This window comes from Calothrix sp. NIES-2100 (assembly GCF_963875285.1).
Classification (GTDB): domain Bacteria; phylum Cyanobacteriota; class Cyanobacteriia; order Cyanobacteriales; family Nostocaceae; genus Aulosira.
Window position 1 is genome coordinate 372520 of sequence record NZ_CAWNLA010000001.1, and the last position, 23043, is coordinate 395562.

At 41.6% G+C, this 23043-nt stretch carries 14 protein-coding genes; 8 read left to right on the forward strand and 6 right to left on the reverse strand.

The features are described 5' to 3' along the window. Positions 1-255 precede the first annotated feature (255 nt). Both AACU32_RS01510 and AACU32_RS01515 read right to left on the reverse strand, forming a co-directional pair. A complete protein-coding gene (locus AACU32_RS01510; protein WP_096597180.1) occupies positions 256-1074 on the reverse strand; it encodes a Uma2 family endonuclease in 819 nt (272 codons plus the stop codon). 342 nt (positions 1075-1416) lie between these two features. Next, positions 1417-2916, reverse strand: coding sequence for an ABC transporter permease subunit (locus AACU32_RS01515; RefSeq protein WP_096597182.1), 1500 nt, complete (start codon positions 2914-2916; stop codon positions 1417-1419). A gap of 157 nt (positions 2917-3073) precedes the next feature. Here AACU32_RS01515 and AACU32_RS01520 point away from each other — a divergent pair, with 157 nt between their 5' ends. Further along, entirely contained in the window at positions 3074-3829 is a 756-nt protein-coding gene (locus tag AACU32_RS01520; RefSeq protein ID WP_096597184.1) for an amino acid ABC transporter ATP-binding protein, read from the forward strand. Between the two features lie 21 nt (positions 3830-3850). On the opposite strand, the gene AACU32_RS01525 is transcribed toward AACU32_RS01520, so the two are convergent. Continuing rightward, positions 3851-4051, reverse strand: coding sequence for a hypothetical protein (locus AACU32_RS01525; RefSeq protein WP_096597186.1), 201 nt, complete (start codon positions 4049-4051; stop codon positions 3851-3853). Positions 4052-4749: 698 nt separating this feature from the next. Between AACU32_RS01525 and AACU32_RS01530 the strand changes: the two genes are divergently transcribed. Next, the gene (locus tag AACU32_RS01530; protein WP_339377408.1) at positions 4750-5409 is read left to right on the forward strand and encodes a 3'-5' exoribonuclease domain-containing protein; all 660 of its coding nucleotides are present in this window, start codon (positions 4750-4752) and stop codon (positions 5407-5409) included. Between the two features lie 22 nt (positions 5410-5431). Here AACU32_RS01530 and AACU32_RS01535 read toward each other — a convergent pair whose 3' ends face one another. Next, positions 5432-6757 (reverse strand): hypothetical protein, encoded by a 1326-nt coding sequence (locus AACU32_RS01535; RefSeq protein ID WP_096597188.1) that lies wholly within the window; start codon positions 6755-6757, stop codon positions 5432-5434. 765 nt (positions 6758-7522) lie between these two features. Here AACU32_RS01535 and AACU32_RS01540 point away from each other — a divergent pair. The 3 genes from AACU32_RS01540 (at position 7523) to AACU32_RS01550 (ending at position 11829) form a co-directional block, all read left to right on the forward strand. Then, a complete protein-coding gene (locus tag AACU32_RS01540; RefSeq protein WP_096597190.1) occupies positions 7523-7840 on the forward strand; it encodes a hypothetical protein in 318 nt (105 codons plus the stop codon). 244 nt (positions 7841-8084) lie between these two features. Beyond that, positions 8085-8510 (forward strand): hypothetical protein, encoded by a 426-nt coding sequence (locus AACU32_RS01545; RefSeq protein WP_096597192.1) that lies wholly within the window; start codon positions 8085-8087, stop codon positions 8508-8510. Between the two features lie 520 nt (positions 8511-9030). Continuing rightward, positions 9031-11829 carry a HEAT repeat domain-containing protein gene (locus AACU32_RS01550; RefSeq protein ID WP_096597194.1) on the forward strand — a complete coding sequence of 933 codons (2799 nt, stop codon included), beginning with the start codon at positions 9031-9033 and terminating at the stop codon, positions 11827-11829. Between the two features lie 250 nt (positions 11830-12079). Here the strand turns inward: AACU32_RS01550 and AACU32_RS01555 are convergent, their stop codons facing one another. After that, positions 12080-17800, reverse strand: coding sequence for an alpha-2-macroglobulin family protein (locus AACU32_RS01555; RefSeq protein ID WP_339377409.1), 5721 nt, complete (start codon positions 17798-17800; stop codon positions 12080-12082). A gap of 328 nt (positions 17801-18128) precedes the next feature. Here AACU32_RS01555 and AACU32_RS01560 point away from each other — a divergent pair, with 328 nt between their 5' ends. From AACU32_RS01560 to AACU32_RS01570, 3 genes are all read left to right on the forward strand, one after another. After that, positions 18129-19754: a sensor histidine kinase gene (locus AACU32_RS01560; protein ID WP_096597196.1), complete on the forward strand. Its 1626-nt coding sequence runs from the start codon at positions 18129-18131 to the stop codon at positions 19752-19754. A gap of 71 nt (positions 19755-19825) precedes the next feature. Then, on the forward strand, positions 19826-22270 hold the full coding sequence (gene pbpC / locus AACU32_RS01565) for a penicillin-binding protein 1C (RefSeq protein ID WP_096597198.1): 2445 nt from the start codon (positions 19826-19828) through the stop codon (positions 22268-22270). Between the two features lie 267 nt (positions 22271-22537). Continuing rightward, entirely contained in the window at positions 22538-22699 is a 162-nt protein-coding gene (locus tag AACU32_RS01570; protein ID WP_339377410.1) for a hypothetical protein, read from the forward strand. Positions 22700-22716: 17 nt separating this feature from the next. Here the strand turns inward: AACU32_RS01570 and AACU32_RS01575 are convergent, their stop codons facing one another. After that, positions 22717-22863 (reverse strand): hypothetical protein, encoded by a 147-nt coding sequence (locus AACU32_RS01575; RefSeq protein WP_339377411.1) that lies wholly within the window; start codon positions 22861-22863, stop codon positions 22717-22719. Positions 22864-23043: the final 180 nt, after the last annotated feature.

Sequence of the window (23043 nt, forward strand, 5' to 3'; positions counted from 1 at the left end):
CCACCAAGATCCGCGCTACCCCACCCCAGTTTTGCTGACGCAAAACTTCCCCTCCCCGTTTACGGGGAGGGGATTGAGGGGTGGGGTAAAATGCCTGTGGAATCAGCGTTTTGACTTAAGTTGACACGTATGGGTAACCCCGCCCCTACGAGTTGCTTTGGTAAATTAATGATTGGAATATTTTTTTATTTGGTAGTCCCTAATAAGATCCCCGACTTCGTAAAAGTTGTCGGGGATCTGAATCGCTGATGTTTTCTACTCGAATGGGGGTAGATTATTTGGGTCAATCCCCTGAGATTGCAAGTAAGCGATTAGCCTTTCTTTTTGCTGGCGTTCCTGTTCGGCGCGTTGACTTTCTTGTTCGGCGCGTTGACTTTCTTGTTCGGCGCGTTGGCGTTCCTGTTCGGTGCGTTGGCGTTCTTGTTCAATTTGTTCCACCGCCCAAGGTAACAAATTGCCATTTTTATCCCACCAACGTAACCAATAACCAGTATGCGCTTCTTTTGTGCCTTGGCATGTTCCTAAATATAAGCCCATTGCTTCTATCCAATGACGACCATTTTCGTCAGGTAGCTGTAATTCATAACGGCCATTCTCTAGTTGATAATATTCTAATAATCCGCCAACAGGTTCAAAAATTATGTAGATAGGAACTTGCAAAATCTGCTCGTAAAAAAACCATCTTCCTGGCGGATAAGTGCGTTTGACTGAATATTCTCCCCCATCTGTATCTGAGAGAAATTCCATGACAATGAGTGGAATTTCACCTTCTAAAATTGGTGTGTAGCTTTTGCGATTACTCAGCACTTCTTTAACTGATGGTACGTAAACCCAGTCTGGTGCTTTAATAATCAATTGTCCGTTGACAGTTGCACACAATCCAAAATTGGAGGCGCTCAACATTTGTGGTTGGATGAAACCACTGATTTCTAAACTTTCGCGCAAAGCACCAGCCAAGATTGGCTGACCTGTATTCTCCACTGGTTCATCCTCTAATTTAAAATCTTTGGGTAAAGCCTCCCAAGTTATTATCAGTTGATTTGATGATTGGCTTTCGCTGAGTTGGGTTACCATAAAATTTAAAATTACAAATTAAGAACCCAATTCATGACAGGCATTCTAGCTTTTATGACTTGGTCATTTCCCAGCACTTTAGCTGATACAGGGCATGAATGTGAGTTTATTCTCTCATTTTATCAACCAACCCCTGATTGATTTGTAAATTCAGCGAAAGAAATTAAAAATTAACCGCCAATTACGCCAAGTACGCCAAGAAAGAAATAAGAGATGAATAAAGTTTAGTGCAGGGTCACCAAGACAGGGGATAAAGCAGCACATGAACCCTGTCCTATTCAGGCTCATTATATGCATATTCATATCAAGTTGGTAAAATAATGACAAATGACAAATGAATTTTTAAGAACGTTTAACGGGATTCATCCAAGCTTCTAGGCGACTAAATGCTTGGGAAGAAAGCAGTGTTAAGCATAGGTAAACTACAGCCACAGCAGCGTAAATTTCAAAGGCGCGATAGTTATTTGCCACAATTAATTGTCCTTTGCGGAGTAATTCTTCAAACCCAATGACTGAAACTAAGCTGGTATCTTTCAACAAACTAATAAATTCATTACCTAAAGGTGGAATCATCCGCCGGAAAGCTTGGGGAAAAATTACATAGCGCATGGTTTGGACAGAACTTAATCCGAGTGATTGTGATGCTTCGGCTTGTCCTGGTTCAATTGATTGAATCCCAGCGCGGACAATTTCGGCTATGTAAGCGGCGCTATTCAAACTTAAGGCTATTACCCCGGCGACTAGGCGATCGAAGGAGAAAGTAAAACCCAATTCTTGGGCGATCGCAGGTATGCCAAAATAAATCATAAAAATCTGCACGAGTAAAGGAGTTCCGCGAAAGAAATCCACGTAAGCCCGCGCTATCCAACGCACAAATTGAATCCGGGAAAGGCGGACAATCCCAATGAAGGAACCACCAACTAAACCCAGCACTACAGAAAGTACTGTTAGTTGCAGTGTGATTAATACTCCTTGTAGCAAAGTGGGTAAAGCCAGCCAAATCACGCTAAATAAGGCAAATATTCCCGATACAGAGGTAGTTTGGTTTTCAAAGGGTGATTTGGCTGGTAAGGTTGGAGGTTCGGTTTTGAACCATTTGCGGTAAATTTGGGCATAAGTACCATTTTTGAGGACTTTATCCAGACCATCGTTGATCGAGGCTAGATTGGGCGAGTTTTTCGGTGTCGCAATGCCGTAATATTCTTCTGTTAGCAATTGCCCTACTACTTTCAGCCCCTGGAGATTACCTGTATTAATTGCGTATAAAGTTACTGGTGCATCGTTAATTACCGCATCCACATTACCATTGGCTAATTCTTGTAGGGCTATAGGTGCAGAATCGAATCTGCGAATTTCTCCTCCGGGAATATCCTCGGCTTTTTTGGCTCCAGTTGTGCCAATTTGTACAGCAATTTTTTTATTTTTGAGGCTGTTAAAGTTAGTAATATCTTGATTGTCGGCGCGAATTGCGATCGCCAACCCAGCTTTAAAATAAGGACGGGAAAAGGAAATAGTTTTTGCTCTCTGTTCGGTAATTGTAATCGAACTAATCGCCGCATCTACAGTTTTGGCTTGCAAAGCCGGGATCATGCCATCAAAGGGCAAACTTTGAAATTCTATTTTAAAATTAGCCGCAGCTGCGATCGCACCCATCAAATCAATAGAAAAACCTTGCGATTTCCCATCAGATCCCAGAAACTCAAAAGGTGGAAACGTCGGTTCATTAGCAATCCGCAGGGTTTTATCCACACTAGGATTAACGCTACAGCCAACCAGTAACAACAGACTCAAAACTGTAGCCAACAACGAGTGTAAGCAACGAATACAAGCAAATCCAGCCATATTTATTCCTGGGGATGGGGGCAGAGGGGCAGGGGGGACAAGGGGGACAAGGGAGACAAGGAAGATAAATAATAAATGCCCAATGACAAATGACAAATGACAAATGACAAGTGACAAAAAACATTAAAATCAACTTTAAAGCACACTGACGTAAATAATGAAAAATTCTGTCCCCGCGATTATTTTTGAAAATATTGAAAAAAGCTTTGGTTCCCTGAAAGTCCTCAAAGGAATCACTGGCGAAATCAATCGGGGAGAAGTGGTTGCTGTGATTGGTTCTTCTGGCTGTGGTAAAAGTACTTTACTACGATGCTTTAACTGCTTGGAAAGGATTAATCATGGGCGTTTAGTTGTCAACGGTCTCGATTTATCCGCTGCCACTCTCAACTATACTCAATTGCGACAACTTAGAACCCAGGTAGGCATGGTTTTTCAGCAATTTAATCTGTTTCCCCATCTCAGTGTGTTAGAAAATTTGACACTGGCTCCGCAGAAAGTCATGGGGAAAACACTGAAAGAAAGTGCCCAATTAGCAGGGTTGTATTTAGAAAAAGTTGGTCTTTTTGATAAAGCATCAGTTTATCCCGAACAACTTTCTGGGGGACAAAAACAACGGGTGGCGATCGCCCGGAGTTTATGTATGAATCCTGAGATTATGCTATTTGACGAACCTACCAGCGCTTTAGATCCGGAACTGGTTGGCGAAGTGCTGCAAGTTATGCAGCAATTAGCAAAAGAGGGAATGACAATGGTAGTTGTCACCCATGAAATGCAATTTGCGCGGGAAGTCGCACATCGAGTACTATTTTTAGACCGAGGTGTTGTCGTAGAACAAGGTTCTGCTCATGAAGTTCTGACAAATCCTCAAAGCGATCGCCTACGTACTTTTCTCAGTCGCCTCAATGCTGTTTAAAAATTGCCCAAGTGTTTAATTTTAAAGATATTCGCTTAAAAAGTCAAAGGGATCATCTCCCCAACAGGGTTCAGGTATCATCCACAGTAAATTATTGCGGATATCAGCTTCAATATCATCACTATCGTCCCGATCAAACAATTCAGACATAGCTTTCCAGTCACGTTCTTCTAAAGACGTAATCGCTGGGGCATATATATGTATATTTCCTGGATAAGTCACACGTTAAATTAGAGTTTAAAGTCGCCAACAATTAGTCTAACAATTGATAAACAATCATATTCTAACTTGGAGATGATGTTGTCACAAGAAATCTGAAAAATCCTCATACAAGGAAATAAAAATCTTTAAATATAGCTGTAGTAAGACTTATGGGCATAGCACCTTTATTATTTAATAAAAATAAAATTTACGTGATTATACGATGGTCAACTTATTTAAATTGTGAGAATTATTGTCTTTGGGTCTTGAGATTATAAAAGCTTGATAAAACAGTGCTGAATCATTAGTAAAAACTTATAGCAATCCTCAGAGGTGATTCAAAAACTGAGGGATTTTACTATTAGTCAATTCCAGGCGCGATCGCTGATTGTTGGTTCGCTCTTTGGTGGGAGTATCCCAATTTTGCCTTACAGCAGTTTTCATTTCAGCAGACTACACGCAGACCTAACCCCCTTCCCCATGAGGGAAGTGGGAATCAAAGCCTCTCTCCTCTTAGGATAGAGGTTTGGAGAGAGGTATATCCATTTGAAAAGCGCTGTAAATAAATTTGTAGTGGGAGCATCTTGCTCCCTTTGTCCAAGAAGCGGGCTTTGGTTCCCGCACTACACAAAAATTAATTCACACATTTGGGATGCTCCTCTGGAATTCAGATCGTCCTCTAGATATTTACCCGAAGTTATTTTGCTGAAATTGTATTTTTGGATAAATTGTCAGCCGATGCCCTACCCGCAAACCATACCATCTGCCTAGAATTAGATGAACACTCAATTTTTTGGGTAGAACAGGAAAAACAGGTGACAACAGAAATCTACGTCAGCACAGATATCGAATCAGATGGCCCTATCCCTGGACCTCATTCCATGCTTAGTATTGGATCGGCTGCATACACCGCAGATAAACAATTAATCGCCACCTTTTCCGCAAATCTGGAAACTTTACCGGGAGCAACAGGCCATCCCAAAACTATGAAATGGTGGTCAGAACAGCCAGAGGCTTGGGCTGCTTGCCGAGTCAATCCCAAGCCTCCAGCATCGGTAATGCAAGCATACCACGCTTGGCTGAAAGCATTACCCGGTGAACCGATATTTGTTGCTTATCCAGCCGCCTTCGATTTTATGTTTGTCTATTGGTATTTGATCAACTTTGTGGGTGATAGTCCCTTTGAGCATTCAGCGCTAGACATCCGCTCCTATGCAATGGCATTCTTGAAACGCAGCTATGGTGAGTCCGGGAAGCGTAACCTAGCAACTGAGTGGTTAGAGGAAACTAGTTTGAACCATGTGGCGCTGGATGATGCCATTGAACAAGGTAAGTTGTTTTGCAATCTGTTGCAAAACAACTTGCAGCGTGAACATTAATTTACATTGATTTAGCTTGCTCTTAAGCCTTGAGACTGTCGATATAAGCTTTAATTGCCGGTAGTGCTGTCATCTTTTCATAGAAGAAATTGTTGACAATATTCATTACCTCAGCTTGGGCTGCGTCTACCTGAGGACCGAGGGGAACACCTCCCTCTTGACGGGTGATGCAGCGATATAGACGCAGAAGATGGCGCACAATCTCCAATTCTTCTTCTCCTTCCAAGACTTTGATCACTCCCATAATCAGTTCATCCATCTGATCGAGAATGTTTTCGATGTCAAAGACGGTGCTTTTTTCCGTCGCTTCTTGGACAGTTCTTACCAGGGCGTGGACTTGATAAAGTAAGGCTGCTGGTTCGTCAAACAGTTCGCGCAAAAAGGCGGCTTCTTCATATTGCCCATTCAGCCGAAAGATGTTATACAGGCGTTTAGCGGCTTTACCGTAGTTGAGGTAGTCGTCTTTTACATATTTTTTAACTTCTTTTTGTAACTGTGTCATATAGTCATCCATGACATCGGTGGAGACTTGCTTGACAAGTTTAGAGAAGATGGGGGCAGATTGAGTATCTAGGTAAACTTCTTGGAAGTAGCCGTCTAGATAGCCATCTAAGGGCGTGATTGTGCCATCGGGAGCTTCCCAGGTGACATCCAACATGTTGCTAGCGTTGGACAATTGACCGCGCACTCGATCGGCAATCACCCAGTCCAGCTTACACCAACCAGGGTCGTGGGCTACAGAATCCCAAGTGATGACGAGGGGATTTCCTTGTAGATCTGTACCCTGAATTTCTCCGGCGACAATTTCGTCTGGAAGCCATGAAATCGGTGAGCCTTTGTGATAGGTGCGATCGCTACGAATCACTTCTTGAGGATAGCTACCAAATTTCAGTTCAATTAATTGAAAATTGGGGCCAGATATACTGTTGATTGCTTTCTCACGCATAATGCGGGCGAGAATTTCACAAGCTTCGGCTCTGGTGGGAGCAATGATATTCACCCGCTCAAAGTAGTCGCAGTCCCCTGGGTGAGTTTGTACTTTCGATTGGGCTGCTGAACCAGAAAGCGCTAACGCAGTTTCTACAACACCGGCAACATCGTCAAATTCGACAATTTTACCGATGGCGCGAAAGCGTTCTAGCTCTTTGGGATCAAAATCCAACATGGTGACTTTGTGACCAAATACACCAGTCTCTTCATCGACGACAATATCGCTGTCGCCTGTGGCTTCTACAATCGACTTCATCCAGCGCTCTAATTCTTGCTCGTTGAGTTGAACGCCCAATCGGTTGGCGGATTCAATCACGCGATTGCGTGCATCTAAAGTTTTATCTGGAGTTGTTGTCATATTTTATTCTTGGTATTGCTGAATTAAAAAGTAGGAACTATGCCTGCCTGAAAATACAAGGTAAGGGCAAAATGCTCATTTCATCAAAAAATTTGGGATGTTTTTTGATTTGTCAGTCCCTAAATTCCTGAAGGATTTTTCAGGACTTTTCCCAGTGCTTCAGCAGGCTTTGGGCACTGCAATTATTGAGTATTGGCACTGGTAGTCTCTATTTGTTTATCGTCGTCACTACGATCGTGAAATTTTGATTAAAAATTGACGACTGGAATTTTACACATTTAGACTTTGATGTCCAAAGGTGTAGATAATTGCATTTTATTATTTGGCTATATGCCAAATTTGTAAATAGGAAAAATTGTATTTTTTTTTACTAAATGTACGAATTGACAAATTAATAGCAATAATGCTCATTCATGAAAAAATTGGATATAAAGTGACAAAAAATCCTTAACTGTCCTAACTGTCCTGTGATGACCTTTAACTTTCTGCTTAAGGGTTTTATCTGTCTTTACATTTTTTTACAATAAATTTGGGTAGCCATGACCGCGATCGGGTAGCAGGAGCGATCGCATTTAGCCTGTGAAAGCTAAAAACTTTTGAGGTAATTCAGCAATTCAGCAATTTCAGTAGTAGTTAATTCCCGGCGCGATCGCTTAATTGTCTAAAGGTGCGTGACAGTAAACTACAATTTTTGAATTTGTCCCATCTTCTCGATATTTTCGCTAATTCAAAAAGGCAGCACACCATACCAAAACTGTACAGGCGATGGTAAAAGTTGGCTACGCCTACGCAATTGCCATTTCTGACACTACAATTGCCATTTCTGACACTACAATTGCCATTTCTGACACTACAATTGCCATTTTTGACACTACAATTGCCATTTTTGACACTACAATTGCCATTTTTGAGCCGACAATTGCCATTTTTGAGCCGACAATTGTCATTTCTGATACTACAATTGTCATTTCTGATACTACAATTGCTATTTCTGATACTACAATTGCCATTTTTGATACTACAATAGCCATTTCGGAGACTACAATTGGCGATCGCGTTCATTCTGAAACCATAAATAAGTAGGGACATTCAATTTTTTAAATACCCAATAAATTTGTAGTGCATAAATTTGTAGTGCGAACGCACTACGGAATATGGTAATTTTTTGTAAGTCCCATCTGTCAACCTAATTAAACAAAGACATACAGGTAAAAACACAGACTTACTGCTAATCCAGCCAGTAAATTAAATCAACAAAACTACTCATCTCAGATACAAGAAAACTCCACTATCTTGAAACAGAAGTATTCTAGAAGGAGCATCTCCCATGTCTGTGACAACTCGCGGTTCAGCTGCTTTAGACAAAGCCCAACGTCGTCTTGCTCTGCTCAAATCCATTGATGAAAATCTGGATTTAGGGCATGGATTAACTATTGAAGCATACAGCCGCTTAATTGATACTACCCGTGATATACTAGAATCTCATAATACACTTCTGTCCAATCTTGAGGAATCGCGTAAGACTGTAACTCAGATGGATAAAGCACTTTCGGCAATGTCAGAACGGATGCTCAGTGGAGTCGCGAGTGCCTACGGCAAAAACAGCATAGAGTATTCAAAGGCAGGTGGATCTAGTCGCAAGCGGGGGAATACATCTACTTCATCAGTTCCTGTTGTTGTAGAGAAGCCAAACACTCAAACTAGCCCAAATGAAATTATACAAGAGCCAACTAACGGGCGCGTGAAGCATTAAGTATTGATTGTATATATCAAGCGATCGCCTAAATCAAACACCTAATGCAAAGCGAGTATCCCGCTTGTTGACAACGCCATTGTGAGCGTTATCGCTCTTTAGCGATCGCAAAATCTTGAACTACTAACAAGTCTATGGGATTGCTATGTCGTACCTCAAAGCAATGACAATTATACTCTCGTTGCAATATCAAAGCTGAGATAAGTAAGTCGGCGTAAAAATTCCAAGGTATGTCATTGCGAGTGGAACGAAGTGAAACGAAGCAATCGCAAAGGTTTCGTGCATTTTACATTCTGTTACATAGTTCGGTTTATTTGTGCCGACTTACTTACACTCTATCTAAGTTACAGCGTTTCTTGGTCTAGTGAGCTATATTATAGCCCCCTCCTCGCTTGCGGGGAGGGGGTTGGGGGTGGGGTTCTTATACCTCACTCAACTGATAACCGCTATAAATTACCAAAGCAAAATTTGAAATTAGGGTAAAATAGCAAAAATATGGCCTTTTTGCCTAATTTCATTTATGAATAAGCATACTAGACAAAGCTTCTTAGGATTGCTGAAATTTGTCTTGTTGGGAGTTTCATTACCCTTGTTATTGACAAGTAAGAATTGGGCAAAGGCAAATATTCAGCAAGAGAGTAGTCTGGTATATACACAAGTATTAGCGCAATCTACACCTCAACCTCAGCAATCTGCGAAGGTAAAAAAGACAAATACATCGGTTGAGGAAAAAGAGCCAGAAAAAGACGATAAATCTGATGAAAAAAATCAGGATTTACCGTGGACAGTAACGGCGGGTGTGTTAGGGGTTATAGTCATTTTGTACCTGGGAGTACTGCGGTTTTATCCCTTATTGCTGCTGCGGCTACCTGCGGAATTGAAAGTTCCTAAAACACCAATCACACCAGAGTTAAAAGTACCAGTTACTTTTGTAATTTGGCTCAAGTACCGTCCTAGAGTTCTTGATGCTTGGGTTGAGAAACACATTCATACTTTCGAGAAAAAATTTTTGCAAAATGAAACCGTTGATGAACGCAAGGATTACGTTTCTCTCCCTGTGAAATTCAACAATCAAGATATTGAAGAACTAACAGCAACAGACTTGAGAGGAACTTTTAAAACAGAAAAGCAAATAGAAAAACGAGTAAGGTTGCTGATTTGGGGTGAGGGAGGTTCGGGAAAAACAACTATTGCTTGTCAAATTGCTAAATGGGCAATGATTAAAGACAAGTCTAAACGCCTGAACGAAGAACACTTAATGTTACCGATTCTAATTGAGCAAGAACTGAAATCGCAATTAGGTGAAGGTATCAAGCCTCTAATAGAAGAAATTGTGGGACATATCCAGGAGTTGAGCGACAGCGAACAAAAGATTGTTGATGAATTGCTAGTAGAACAACTGCTACGAAAACGCCGGATTCTCTTAATTGTGGATCATTTCTCGGAGATGAATCAACAAACCCGCGAGCAGATTAATCCCAACCTCCGAGAGTTTCCGGCTAACGCTTTGGTAGTTACTTCACGTATTGAGGAAAGATTTAACGGAATCGACACCAAGATAAAAACCCTACGTTTTGATGGTGGGAAGTTAGCATATTTTATTGAGCAGTATATAAAACAATGTAAAAAATGGCAACTTTTTGAGGATAATCAGGAAGAATTTTTGCAAGAATGTGCCCAACTTGCACGCATAGTAGGTGACAAGCAAACAATTACAGTTTTGCTAGCGAAGCTTTATGCAGAGCGGATGATTAATGCTAAGGAGAATTTATCAGTTACGGAACGTTCTCTTGACAATATCCCTGATTTAATAATTGACCACTTAAAAAAGCTAAATCGAGAAGTGGAAAGAAGCACTGCTGAGGAATATCACACACTTGAGCCAGATGCGAAGCTGATTGCGTGGAAATGTCTTGAGCAGAACTATAAGCCAAATTATGTAGAGCGAAACTCTTTAATTGATGCCTTGGGGCAAGAAAAAGCTGATAAAGCCCTGGAACATTTTGAGAAAAAACTTTATTTAATTAAGTCTGGAAACTCAGGCACAATTAGGTTTGCTCTAGACCCGTTAGCTGAGTACTTAGCAGGACTATATTTAGTAGAACATCACAAAGAAAATGAAGCAAGCTGGCGTGAGTTTTTAGCAAAAGTAGACAGCGATGCAAATAAACGAGAAGAAATTAAAGGTTTTCTGCTTGCAGTCAGAGAATGTTGTATTGCCAAAGGCATAGAAGCGAAAGTACCTAGTTTTGTGGAGGAGGAACTAGGTAAACTCGCAGGGCTGGATCTGGAAGCACTCAAACAAGAACAACTTCAACGACGTATTCGCCGCCTAATTAACGATCTGTTTGTTCCAGAGGTAGAAGATAGGCGACGTGCTGCTGGAGAATTAGGAAAGATTGGCGTGGCGGCTAAATCTGCTGCTTTTGATCTGGTTAAAGCTTTGAAAGATCAAGATTCTCAAGTGCGTCGCAGTGCTGCCGATGCGTTAGGTAAGTTAGGCAATGCTTCCGAGCCAGTATTGCAACGGCTACTAGCACTACTCAACGACCATAATGATTATGTGCGTGGCAGTGCTGCCTATGCGTTAGTTCAGTTAGGCAAAGCTTCCGAGCCAGTCTTGCAAAAGCTACTAGCACTACTCAACGACCAGAATGATTATGTGCGTGGCAGTGCTGCCGGTGTGTTAGGTAAGTTACGCAAAGCTTCCGAGCCAGTCTTGCAAGGACTACTAGCACTACTCAACGACCAAAATAATTATGTGCGTGAAAATGCTGCCGAAGCGTTAGTTAAGTTAGGCTATGGTTCCGAGCCAGTCTTGCAAAGGTTACTAGCACTACTCAACGACCAAAATAATTATGTGCGTGCAAGTGCTGCCGAAGCGTTAGTTAAGTTAGGCTATGGTTCCGAGCGAGTTTTGCAAGGGCTTCTAGCACTACTCAACGACCAGGATTATTTTGTGCGTCGCAGTGCTGCCGATGCGTTAGGTAAGTTAGGCTATGGTTCCGAGCCAGTCTTGCAAGGACTACTAGCACTACTCAACGACCAGGATTATTTTGTGCGTGGCATTGCTGCCGATGCGTTAGGTAAGTTAGGCAATGCTTCCGAGCCAGTCTTGCAAGGGCTTCTAGCACTACTCAACGACCAGGATTATTTTGTGCGTCGCAGTGCTGCCGATGCGTTAGGTAAGTTAGGCAAAGCTTCCGAGCCAGTCTTGCAAGGGCTACTAGCACTACTCAACGACCAAGATAAATCTGTGCGTGAAAGTGCTGCCGATGCGTTAAGAAAGTTAGGCTATGATTCCGAGCCTTCCACCTAGCACCATAGCGTTTCGTTGATTTAGAAAATGTGGTTGTTGTAGGCGATAATGCGATCGCCTGTTGTTGTTAACCTTGTAGTAGTGCGATCGCTTAGGAAACTCCAAAAAATAAATTATGCCAAATTGTAGGGGCGGGGTTACCCCGCCCCTACGAGTTGCGGGTTTGGTAGGTTAATGATTGGAATATTTTTTTATTTGGAAGTCCCTTATCGCCAGTTGTTTTTGATTAAATAAGCGATCGCTCTTTTAGCTAATTTTTCTCCTCCAGTATCAATGTAGACTCAGCCGCACGCCCAAATTCTTCAGGTGCATATTGTAAATGCGCTTCCGCACCAGGCCAAAGGAATTTACCGGGGGTAACGGAACGTACTAAGTAATGTAGGCTATAAACTCCTGGTTCGAGGTGGTCGGCATAGGCGATAATGCGATCGCGGTAGATATTCTTAAACCCAAGTTGCCAACTATCGGCTTTTGCTTGCAATGCGGCGGTTGTAGTTTGGAAACTTGCGTCTACTGCTTCTAATCCTGCTGGTAGAGGATCTGTAATTACTACATGATCTACAGGATGATCTGTAATCACTTCTAAACCTATATCAAATACTTGTCCTGGTTGTAAAGTTAAGGGTTTATCAAAGGCGTAAAGTCCAAATTTTTGCAGAATACTTTCCGCTTCGCCAAGTTTTTGAATTTCTCTGGTGACTCTTAACCCGTTAAATTTCCCTGGTTGATTTCCTTGCAAGCGATAATTATAAGCAACCAGATAATGTAATTTACCTCTACCTGATTTTTGTAATACTAAATCATGGCGACCACGAGGTAATTGATCCATTGGTACATTTAATTGCAAGCTAGGATTGCTATAGCCTTCAAAGCGGTTTTCACCTAACTTTTTACCTGCTAATTGTACAGAAGAAACAAAATTAGGTGGTGTGGGTTGGAGTTGACTATATTCTACTAAGGCTGTGAGGGCTTGGGCATTGTTATAACTAGTTTGCCATGTCCCATCTCTTCTTTGTGCTAGCAAACTTTGAAATAATTTATCTACTACTTCCGGTTTCGCTTTGTTAGCAATAAACAACCGTAAAGCTTGCGCTTGTGCTGTTGTCTGTGAACTCATCCATCCCCAACTACTGGGTATACTAATAACTGCTGTGCGACCAGTTTCATAGATATTTTGTTGTAACTGGTTTAACATAATTTGCGATTCGTCTTGCCATTCCGGGAATTGCGATAAGTATCGCGCTAATTTGATTTGATTAACTACATCAAAGTTATTCCGCTGTTGATAAATATCTGCTAAAAAGCTATTGCGTTTATCGCCAATTTCTGCTAATGCTATCAAGGTATTGAGTTGCAGTTGATTTTTACAAATTTGCTGTTTGCAAAAGTCGTATTGTCCAGGGTTTGCGAGGACTTTTTGTAAGTAACTCTTGAGGCGAGAAAGCATTGCAGAATTAATTGCACCAGGGAAAGCTTGATTGGCTTTGGCTAAAGATTCTGCTGCGTAGTTAGATATCCAAGGATCGGATTTTTCTTGTCCGGGGTAGGAAGCAAAACCACCATCGGCTATTTGCAGCTTTTGCAGTTGTTCTGTGGCTTGATTAGCTTGTTGATTAATGTTGAATTCAGCAAATGTTTGTCCATATTTTTGGGAGAGCGTTTGCAAATTTGCCGCAATGATTAACTGGCTGGCTGCTGGTTCGGCGAAAGGTAATTCGTCATCGCCTAAAACTTGTTTGGCTGGTGCTGTAATTTCTGGGACTAAGCTACTAGCCAGTTGAATATCTAAACCTCCCGCATTGGGGATGGTATTTTTATCAACATTTAAAGGTATCTTGGTTTGCTTTTCGGTGATTCCTGTTTCTACAACTTGTTCGGTAATTTCTAGCGGCTTAATTTCTAAAGGTACTTCAAATGCATCGGCTGCATTATTTAATTGTGTGGTAAACCGGACTTTTCCCTCTCCCACATTCTCCGCCAGCATGGGGAAGCGATAAGCTTGGGTAGTAGTTTCGGCTTTGGTTTGTAAATTTGTGGTGGTGGGGTTATTTTCTGCAAATTTTACTGTACCGCTAAGTTCGCCGTTAATCGAGAGGTTTCCGCTATTTCCCGTGTTATTGGTGACGGATAAACCAGCGAGAATGCGATCGCCTGGACGGGCAAATTGTGGCAAAATAGCATTAGTTAGCAGTGGTTTTGTGGTGATAAAAGTGCGATCGCCATTGCCAAACCGCAAATTACCATCGGTAGCGACAGCCATGACTCGCCATGTGGTTAAGTCATCGGGGAGTTTAAATGTTATCTGTGCTTTCCCTGTGGTGTCGGTGAGTACAGAACCATTGTAATAAGCTAAGGCTTGGAAATCTGTGCGAACGCGGGTATTAGCTGCACCTGATGAAAAGCCACCGCCATAACCCCAGCCTTTGGGTTTGGGGATATCTTGGGGTTGAATGACGACATCGGGACGATTATCACTGAAACGAGTTGCGATCGCTTGTTCGGCGTATACTGTATTTACTAAATCCGGTGGACGATAGCCAGATAGTTGCAGTACTGCTTCATTCACCACCATGACGGAAAGTTGTCCTTGGGTGGGATTACCTTGATTATCTTTAAGTTCTAGTTGTACAGTTTCCTCAGCACCAGGTTCGAGTGATGCTTGCACTGGGTTAACTTGCACTGTTAAATATTTATCCTGCAAGTTGACTTTAAAAGGTGCAAAGCCAATTTTCACTAATTTATCTAAACTTCCCGGTTCCACTTCCTGAAGTGGTTTACCTTGTCTGACTAATACAGCTTGTACTGCTGCATTAGGTAACATTTCTGGCGTAACTTGAAACTGAATTTGTGGTGCGCCTCCCTTAACTTTGGTAATTTGCTGATATATAGGTTTGTCTTTAATTACCGCAAAATATAACTCTGCTTCTGGGTAGGGAGATTGAATTAATGCAGTTGCAGTTTCCCCAGGTTTAAACTCTTTTTTATCTAGTTTTACTTCTAGCTTGTCTTCTTCTGGCGAACCCCAATAAACTTGATTGTCTCCAGTTACCCAAATTTGTAAATCTGTGGCGCTTAATTCATCTTTTGTATCGCTAAAATTCGCCCTAATTCTGTAGGAACCAGATTCTTTGGGTGTTAAATTTACCGATTGGGCATTTTCAGCAGATGTCACTTCTGCTTGTCCGACTGTTTTATATTCAACTTGATTTTTTGGTGTGCGGCTACCTTCTACTAATTTGGTGACGCTACTATATTTCATCTGTTGTAATTCTAGACGTAGCCGTTGACCTGTGAGCGGTTTTCCTGTAGGGTCAGTAACAATGGTTTCAATAGAAAATGGTTTACCAGCATCAGCCACAAAATTACTTTTTAATCCAATCAGACGATTACTAGGTAAAGCTGTAAAAGTTTGCGAATTCGCTACCGATAAATTAGAAACATCTGCGACTTGCACATCTACCCGGTAAGTCATTGGGTATGGTAAATCTTTCGCGACTGTCAGACTTTTTTCGCTTTTCCCATTCGCATCTAGTACAGAAGTAGTTTGCAAGACATCGCTAGTTAAAGTTGGACTTTCTTCCGGCCAAAACCATTGTCTCCCAAAGTTAAATTCTTCCCAACTCTTGGGTACAAAATTAGCTTGCTGGCGGGTAACAAAATATTTGGCTTCTCCTCCTTGTACAGGCGCACCAAAGAGATAATTACTAGCCGCCTTCGCTGCAACTTTATCGCCAATTAAGGCAAATTCCTTATCTAAATTTAGTTCGACTTTAAAATTAGGCGGTTTAAATTCTGCAACTCGGAACTCTCCAGAAATTTCTTGCCCGCTTTTCCCTTTAGCTTGGACTGTATAATATCCTAAGCGTTGAGTTTTACTAATTGGTAACTCTAAGGAGAATGTACCAAATTCATTAGTAGTTTTTGTCCCTAAACTAGTATTTTTCCCATCAGGATCAACTAAAGTTAATTGGTAAGCAGCATTTTTATCTTGCTGAATTGTGCCATTTTGCAAGTAATCAGCAAAACCAGTTAACCAAGCTTTCTCCCCTGGCTGATATAACTGTCTATCTGAGAAGATAATTCCCCGTGATTCTGGCTTCCCATCTTGCCAACCTCCATCAATACCATAACCATAAGCACCGCTATATTCTTCTGTGCGGGTAAATGCCCAATCTTGATTTTCCCGGGCGATTATTAAAAATTCTGGTGCTTTGACAAAGGTTTGATTACTACCTAAACACTGCTTTAAATCTGCACTTTTAATGCTTAAATTACCACTATCATCTGTTTTCCCAGTTGCGCAAGGTGAAGCTGGCGGACGAGATTTGGCATTTAATTGTGATTGATAAATTTCTACAGCCGCAGCTTTCACAGGTGAACCATCACTAAGATGATGAACGCGGATTAAGCCGGAATCAGGAAACCATTGGGAAAATACACCTAAATTTGTTAATTGTACTAAGCCGTAAGTTGTGGGTTCCCGCCACAGTTCTTTACCATTTTCCTGATATTTGTTAGTACGTGCTTGTACACCATAAGCTAACATCCCCGTCTGAGAAGATAGTTTTTCTCGCAGAGGTACAGTAATATCAACTGCTTGATTGTTCTTCCTCGCTACCGAGAAACTTTGCCATTCAACTGGTTTCGGTAATAAATTATTGGCGTAATTATCGTAAACCAAATCTGTTGGCTGCACCAGACGATAAGCGGCTTTATACTTCGCCTCTGGCAAATTTATCGTATTGATATTTAGCTGTAAATCTTTACCGGAGGGAAAAATATTTAAATCTGAAGGAACCCAAATATTCCCAGCTAAATCACCAGTTTCATAATTAAGGGTGACGGGTTTACCTAAAGTCTGTCCAAATTTATCTTTAAGATTTGCACCAACAGTAATTGTATAACTCGTAGCTGGGGCTAAGGCATAAGGATTAATATTGATAACTCTATCTTCATCGTTAACTTGGATGAGTCTAGAAATATCTTTAGGCTTAGGGTTGATTTTAATATTTTCAATAGCAGAATCGGCAACTAAGATGTTATTAAATTCTAACTGTGGACTACCTTTAACAAATCTGCCGTAGGTTCCCCCTGCGTCTGGTTGTCCATAAAAATTGATTTTTTGAAACGCTAAAGGTGAATAAGTGACTAATTTACTGGCAAATTCTTTCTCGCTAGGTAAATTACCATAAGCTGGAAGGATACCAGGCGCAAAATTTAGCCGATAACGAGTTGCTTCGGCGAGAGTTTTTTGGGGGATAAGCTGATAAATCCAATTGCGTTGGGAAGGGTCAAATTTTTCTAATGGATCTTCACTTTCTTGTGGCTTATCTTCTTTATCTAAAATTACTTTAAAATTAATACCTTCAGTTTTACCTTCAGGAATTAGCTGTAAATGTTTTTGTACAGAATTTACATCTAATTCCACATTCGATGTAAATTGTAAAGTTGGCTGTACATCAATCGGTTGATCGTCAGCCTTCTCCATCGGGTTAACGCCTGGTAAATTAGTCAGCTTAATCGGTTCGGTATTGAAAGTCCAAGCTAAATCTTTATCTAAACGATGATTTTTTAAATCAGCTAAACCAGATTTAAGCGTTACTTGAAATCTTGTGGCTTGAGGTAAGGCTTTATCTGCTTGAAAACCCACCATGCGCGGTGTTAAAAAGCGAAATCTACCAGGTAAAGGTGGTACAATTTCAAATTTTTGCAGCAAATTCTCTTGTTCTGGACTGTCTAGCCTTTCCACAGGAATTAAGGCCTCTTTAAATCGGATACGAATTTGATTGAGAGGTTTCGCATCGCCAATGGGACTAATTTGTTCAATCCAATCTGGTAATTTGGGTGGTGTGAGAGGCGCAACTGTTGGTAGTTGTTCTCTACCTGAACCAATTCCGAAAAAACTACACCCTGCTATTCCTAAAACAAGCGTTAACGTAAGTAGGAATTTAATTAAAATTTTCATAAGCATAAATATTTCTTCTCTCTGCGCCTCTGCGGCTCTGCGTGAGATATCTTATATAGATAACCAATCAAATGCGATTGTTCCTAATAATTACTACAATTCTTAACGATGGCAATCTGCTGAGAGTTGTGAGACTTTTTTAAACGAACCGCAAAGGGCGCAAAGGGCACGAAGAGAAAGAGAGCATCCACTTTTGGTAGAACGACTCATCTCAAATTTTATTATTATCACAAATTGAGTTGTTACAGATTTAAAATATGGACTTAATTTAGTTTGCCGTAAGAATCTGGGAAAACTAATTTTATCTAGAAGCGGTTATGGCTGACCTATTGTGATGAAAATTGCTCATAAACTAGTTGGAAGCTTTGTTAGTGTTTCCTTATTAACGAGTGTTGTTGGTGTGGTGGCGATCGCCCAAAGCCAAAAAATTGCGGAAAATCTAGCGATCGCAGAAGCTGAACACGTTGCGCAAGTGCTTGCGGCTTCGATCACCCACTATGCTTATTACAATCAAAAATCTATTTCTCTAGAACGTTCTGACGAACTGCAAAATTATACCCATGTGCTACATGAGCGGCAAAAGCGCGATATTGTGGTGGTCAATCGTCAGAAGCTGATTTTGGCGGATGCTGTTGTTGAAAATATTGGCACAATTTTTGACCACGATCAAGGCAATGAAATACAGCAAACGATACAGGATGGCAAATCTAGAAGTTTTTTGGAAAAAAGTGTTGATTATCCCCAAGGAATTAAATTAATTGTCTTGCCGCTGAAGGGAGAGCAAAATCAGATCGATGGTGCAATCATTCTAGAATGGTCATCGCTGTTTGATAAAGCGATCGCCAAAGCTAGACCGACGATGGTGTTGATCAGTATCACCAGTTTAGCTTGTGTGATTTTAGCATTGATTTTAGGGTTACAAATTTCCAGCAGTATTGCTAAACCACTGCAATCTGTGACTGAGGTAGCGCAGCAAGTCACCGAAGAGTCTAACTTTGACCTCAAAGTCCCTGTAATCAGCAAGGATGAAACCGGCATCCTAGCGATCGCATTCAACCATCTGATCGAACGTGTGAAAGTGCTGCTGACTGAAAAAGAACAACGTTCCGAGGAACTTCAGCAAGCTTTAACCCAGCTGCACAACACTCAATTCCAACTAATTCAAACCGAAAAGATGTCAAGTCTAGGTCAACTGGTTGCTGGAGTTGCCCATGAAATCAACAACCCTATGAATTTTATTCATGGCAACGTTACCCATATTGATAGCTACACTCAAGACTTGCTGAGATTAATTCAAGCATACCAAGAACATTACCCCAATCCACCCCAAACACTCCAAGAAGTTTTGGATGATGTGGAATTTGACTTTCTGCATGAAGACCTAATCAAGCTGCTGCAATCCATGAAGGTTGGTACAGAACGGATTCGGCAAATTGTGTTATCTCTGCGTAACTTCTCTCGCCTAGATGAATCTGACTTTAAAGAAGCTGACATTCATGAGGGCATTGACAATACGCTACTGATTTTACAACATCGCCTCCCAGCAGTTGAAGTTATAAAAGATTACAGTCAATTGCCTTTAGTTGAGTGTTATCCGGGACAACTCAATCAGGTATTTATGAATATACTAACGAATGCAATTGATGCGGTGGAAGAATCTGCACAGCAAACACAACCTGGTAAAATTTGGATTTCTACTCAAGTGACAGCTGACAATCAAGTGCAGATTGCGATCGCCGATAATGGTGCGGGGATATCTGAAAAAGTGCGATCGCGCATTTTTGATCCTTTCTTTACTACCAAACCGATTGGGAAAGGTACAGGCTTAGGCTTATCCATCAGCTACAAAATTATCACCGAAAGACATCATGGCAAGATTTGGTGTGATTCCACAGAAGGAGAAGGAACTAAATTTGTGCTGGAAATACCAGTTCATCAACCTAAACTCATGGCGAGTTGAGATATTTCCCGATCGAGTGGCGATTGCTACGTCAAAATTAAAGTAAGTTTGACAGGGTAGAGCATTCGCTGATGAAACTAACTTTACGTAAGCTGTTCCGAATTACGCAAAAAGTTTGGCGGGGTTTGAATCGCAGTAGAAGGGGTAAGGTAATTTTCGCCTTACTGCTGATGTGCTTGGCGGTGCGATTAATGCCATATTTTGCACCAGTGCGGGCTACCGATATTTTGCAAAGTCAGCTAGCGATGCAATTTAGCGATCGCAATGGGCTAGCCTTAGGAACTATACTCACCCGTGACCAAGAGCATACTGCCGTAGTCCCATTAAAACAGGTTTCTCCCCAATTTATTCAAGCAATTTTGGCGGCTGAAGATAGTAGTTTCTATCATCATGGGGCGTTGGATTTAAAAGCAGTAGCCCGCGCTATCAAAGAAGCAATTCACGCGAAAAAAATTGTCTCTGGTGCTTCCACAATTACTATGCAGTTGTCGCGGATGTTAGATCCTGTTCCGCGCAATATTTCCGGTAAACTACAAGAAATTTGGTTAGCTTGGCGGTTAGCTGCGGGGATGAATAAAGCTGAAATTCTCTCGGCTTATGTTAATCGTTTACCAATGGGGGGAAATATCTACGGTGTGGAAGCCGCAGCCCGGACTTATTTTTCTATCCCAGCCAGTGATTTGAATCTTGCTCAAGCTAGTCTATTAGCTGCTATCCCCAATAATCCTACATATTTTGACCCGTTAGAACATTGGCAAAGATTAAAGCAGCGTCAAAAATATGTTCTTAATCGTATGGTACAGGATGGTTATATTACTTCTTTATTAGCTGAACGGGTATATACAGAAAAGGTAGTATTTCAATCTCGCCAACGCGGAATTATTGCTGCACCTCACTTTTTATTTTGGTTAGCGACACAGCAAAGCACCCCAGACGCAGAGGGACAGATTCACACTACAATAGATCGACCTTTACAGCAATTTGTGGAAGCACAGGTACAGCAAGTACTTTCTTCCCTGGCGGCGAATAACGTCCATGATGCGGCGGCTGTGGTTATTGATAACCACACTGGGGAAGTTCTGGCTTATGTCGGTTCGCCCAATTACTTTAATGAAGCCAAACTCGGACGTAATGATGGTGTACAAGCGCTACGTCAACCAGGTTCTACCCTCAAGCCCTTTGTCTATGAGTTGGCGTTAGAAAAAAATGCAATTCGCCCAAATACAATTTTGGCAGATGTCCCCGCACATTACGCCATTCCCGGTGCAAAACTTTATAGCCCTACAGATTATACCCAAAGGTTTCTCGGCCCGGTGCGGGTGCGGGTGGCGTTGGCGAATTCCTTAAATGTTCCCGCAGTTAGGGTATTAGAGAAGGTAGGTGTACCAACTTTTTTAGAACGTCTGCGTCAATTGGGCTTTGAACACCTCAATCAAACCCCCGAATATTATGGTTTAGGTTTGACTCTGGGGAGTGGCGAAGTCAGCCTTTGGGAATTAGCCAAGGCTTACGTCACGATGGCGCGACAAGGTGAAGCCACATCCCTGGTAACTCAATTTACGCCGAAAGAACCTCACCCCCCAACCTCCCTCTCCGCAAGCAGAGAGGGGGGCTTGATTTCCTCGACTCCTCACCGCGACAGTGAAAAGCCGATGCTCTTTGCAAGCAGAGAGGGGGGCTTAATCTCCCCTCCTCACTTGCGGGGAGGGGTAGCGACATGGCAATTAATCACCGATATGTTGAGTGATAACCATGCCCGCGCCTCGGCTTTTGGTGTAGATTCTGTATTAAATTTACCTTTCTCTGCGGCTGTGAAAACGGGTACTTCTTCTAATTACCGCGATACTTGGACTGTAGGCTTTACAACAGATTACACCGTCGCTACCTGGGTAGGAAATTTCACAGGCGAACCGATGCGCCAAGTATCAGGAGTTACTGGTGCAGCACCTTTGTGGAATCGCATCATGTTACATTTGCACGAACATCAAGAACCGACAAACTTTCTCCCGCCTCAAGGTTTAGTGCAATTACCCATTTGTGCCATATCTGGGTTAAAACCTACACCAGATTGTGCTTCAGTGGTGCAAGAATATTTTTATCCAGAAGACAAAATTGCCTACGAAAATCAACAACCAAGCAATTTATCGCCAGAATATGATGAATGGTTAGCTAGACAGCAACAAGCAACTTTGAATACTAGCAATCTGAGGATTTTATCTCCCCATAATGGCGATTTATTTTTGCTGTATCCAGGGGAACAAACAACCCAAAAACTAGAGTTTAAGCTAATAGGAAAGACGGCTGAGCCTGTAGAGTGGCGGTTAAACGGGGAAAAGCTAGCTATAGATTCAGCTCATTCTTTATTTTGGCATCTGCGTCCTGGTAACTGGACATTGGAGGCGAAAAGTGGAAACATCAGCGATAAGGTAAGCTTTCAAGTACAGTTAGCTAAAAGCAAATCCACACAACGCGGCTTTTCGATTGTTAATTCTCAAGTGAAGCATGGAAATCCATAAGCGTTATGGCTCAAGCTACTACGCAACCCTGATAAAATCAAGATTGTGTATGACTGCTAGACTCCGCGCCCAACGGCTTTTGCAATGAGTTAATCCTTAAGCATTTGTTAACTGTATTTTATATCTGCCCTTATACAGTGAATAAATGAAGAGAACGCTATTCCCGTAGGAATACTGAAAAAAACAAGATATTTCTTCCGAAATTTGCGCTTTTCAAATTGTTGATATACAGTAGTGCTGAAGTTTTCATTAAAGGTTCATATAGCCATGACAAACACACCGACTAATTCCCCAACCCAAGACAGCAAATCTGCCAAGAAGAAACAGTCTTTCCCAAAGACAGAAATTGGTTCGCCAAAAGTTCCACTCAAAAAACGGCAGATAAAACAACAGCATGAGTCACTCAGCGACTGGGAACACGCGAGTTAATCTACTCATGCAAATCCCTACTTAAACAGTTGATCAGCATTTGTCATGCGAGGACAATTATATTGATTCAACCCATCGATATTCCACAAAGCATTGCGATATAGAATCCACTCAATCGTATCTTCTCCATCTTTGGTAGTACGAAAGATCATTTCTAGGCTCATTGTCAGGCGTTTCTCAGAATTCTACTTAAATTCAGATTCAGGTATTTTATTCTGCTGATCTACGGCCCATCATATCGCTACCGCTTCACTTGCGATTCAATTGCCATCAACTGTATACCCTACACAGATACAGTAATCTTTCAGCAATTAACGAGTTTGCTAATTACCCAGTAAAGACTA

Excerpts from the sequence above, each read along its gene's own strand:
- AACU32_RS01555 (WP_339377409.1), bottom strand. The coding sequence starts at position 17,800 with ATGCTTATGAAAATTTTAATTAAATTCCTACTTACGTTAACGCTTGTT.
- AACU32_RS01540 (WP_096597190.1), top strand. The coding sequence starts at position 7,523 with ATGGTAAAAGTTGGCTACGCCTACGCAATTGCCATTTCTGACACTACA.
- pbpC (WP_096597198.1), top strand. The coding sequence starts at position 19,826 with ATGAAACTAACTTTACGTAAGCTGTTCCGAATTACGCAAAAAGTTTGG.
- AACU32_RS01545 (WP_096597192.1), top strand. The coding sequence starts at position 8,085 with ATGTCTGTGACAACTCGCGGTTCAGCTGCTTTAGACAAAGCCCAACGT.
- AACU32_RS01520 (WP_096597184.1), top strand. The coding sequence starts at position 3,074 with ATGAAAAATTCTGTCCCCGCGATTATTTTTGAAAATATTGAAAAAAGC.
- AACU32_RS01560 (WP_096597196.1), top strand. The coding sequence starts at position 18,129 with ATGAAAATTGCTCATAAACTAGTTGGAAGCTTTGTTAGTGTTTCCTTA.
- AACU32_RS01575 (WP_339377411.1), bottom strand. The coding sequence starts at position 22,863 with ATGAGCCTAGAAATGATCTTTCGTACTACCAAAGATGGAGAAGATACG.
- AACU32_RS01510 (WP_096597180.1), bottom strand. The coding sequence starts at position 1,074 with ATGGTAACCCAACTCAGCGAAAGCCAATCATCAAATCAACTGATAATA.
- AACU32_RS01535 (WP_096597188.1), bottom strand. The coding sequence starts at position 6,757 with ATGACAACAACTCCAGATAAAACTTTAGATGCACGCAATCGCGTGATT.
- AACU32_RS01550 (WP_096597194.1), top strand. The coding sequence starts at position 9,031 with ATGAATAAGCATACTAGACAAAGCTTCTTAGGATTGCTGAAATTTGTC.
- AACU32_RS01515 (WP_096597182.1), bottom strand. The coding sequence starts at position 2,916 with ATGGCTGGATTTGCTTGTATTCGTTGCTTACACTCGTTGTTGGCTACA.
- AACU32_RS01570 (WP_339377410.1), top strand. The coding sequence starts at position 22,538 with ATGACAAACACACCGACTAATTCCCCAACCCAAGACAGCAAATCTGCC.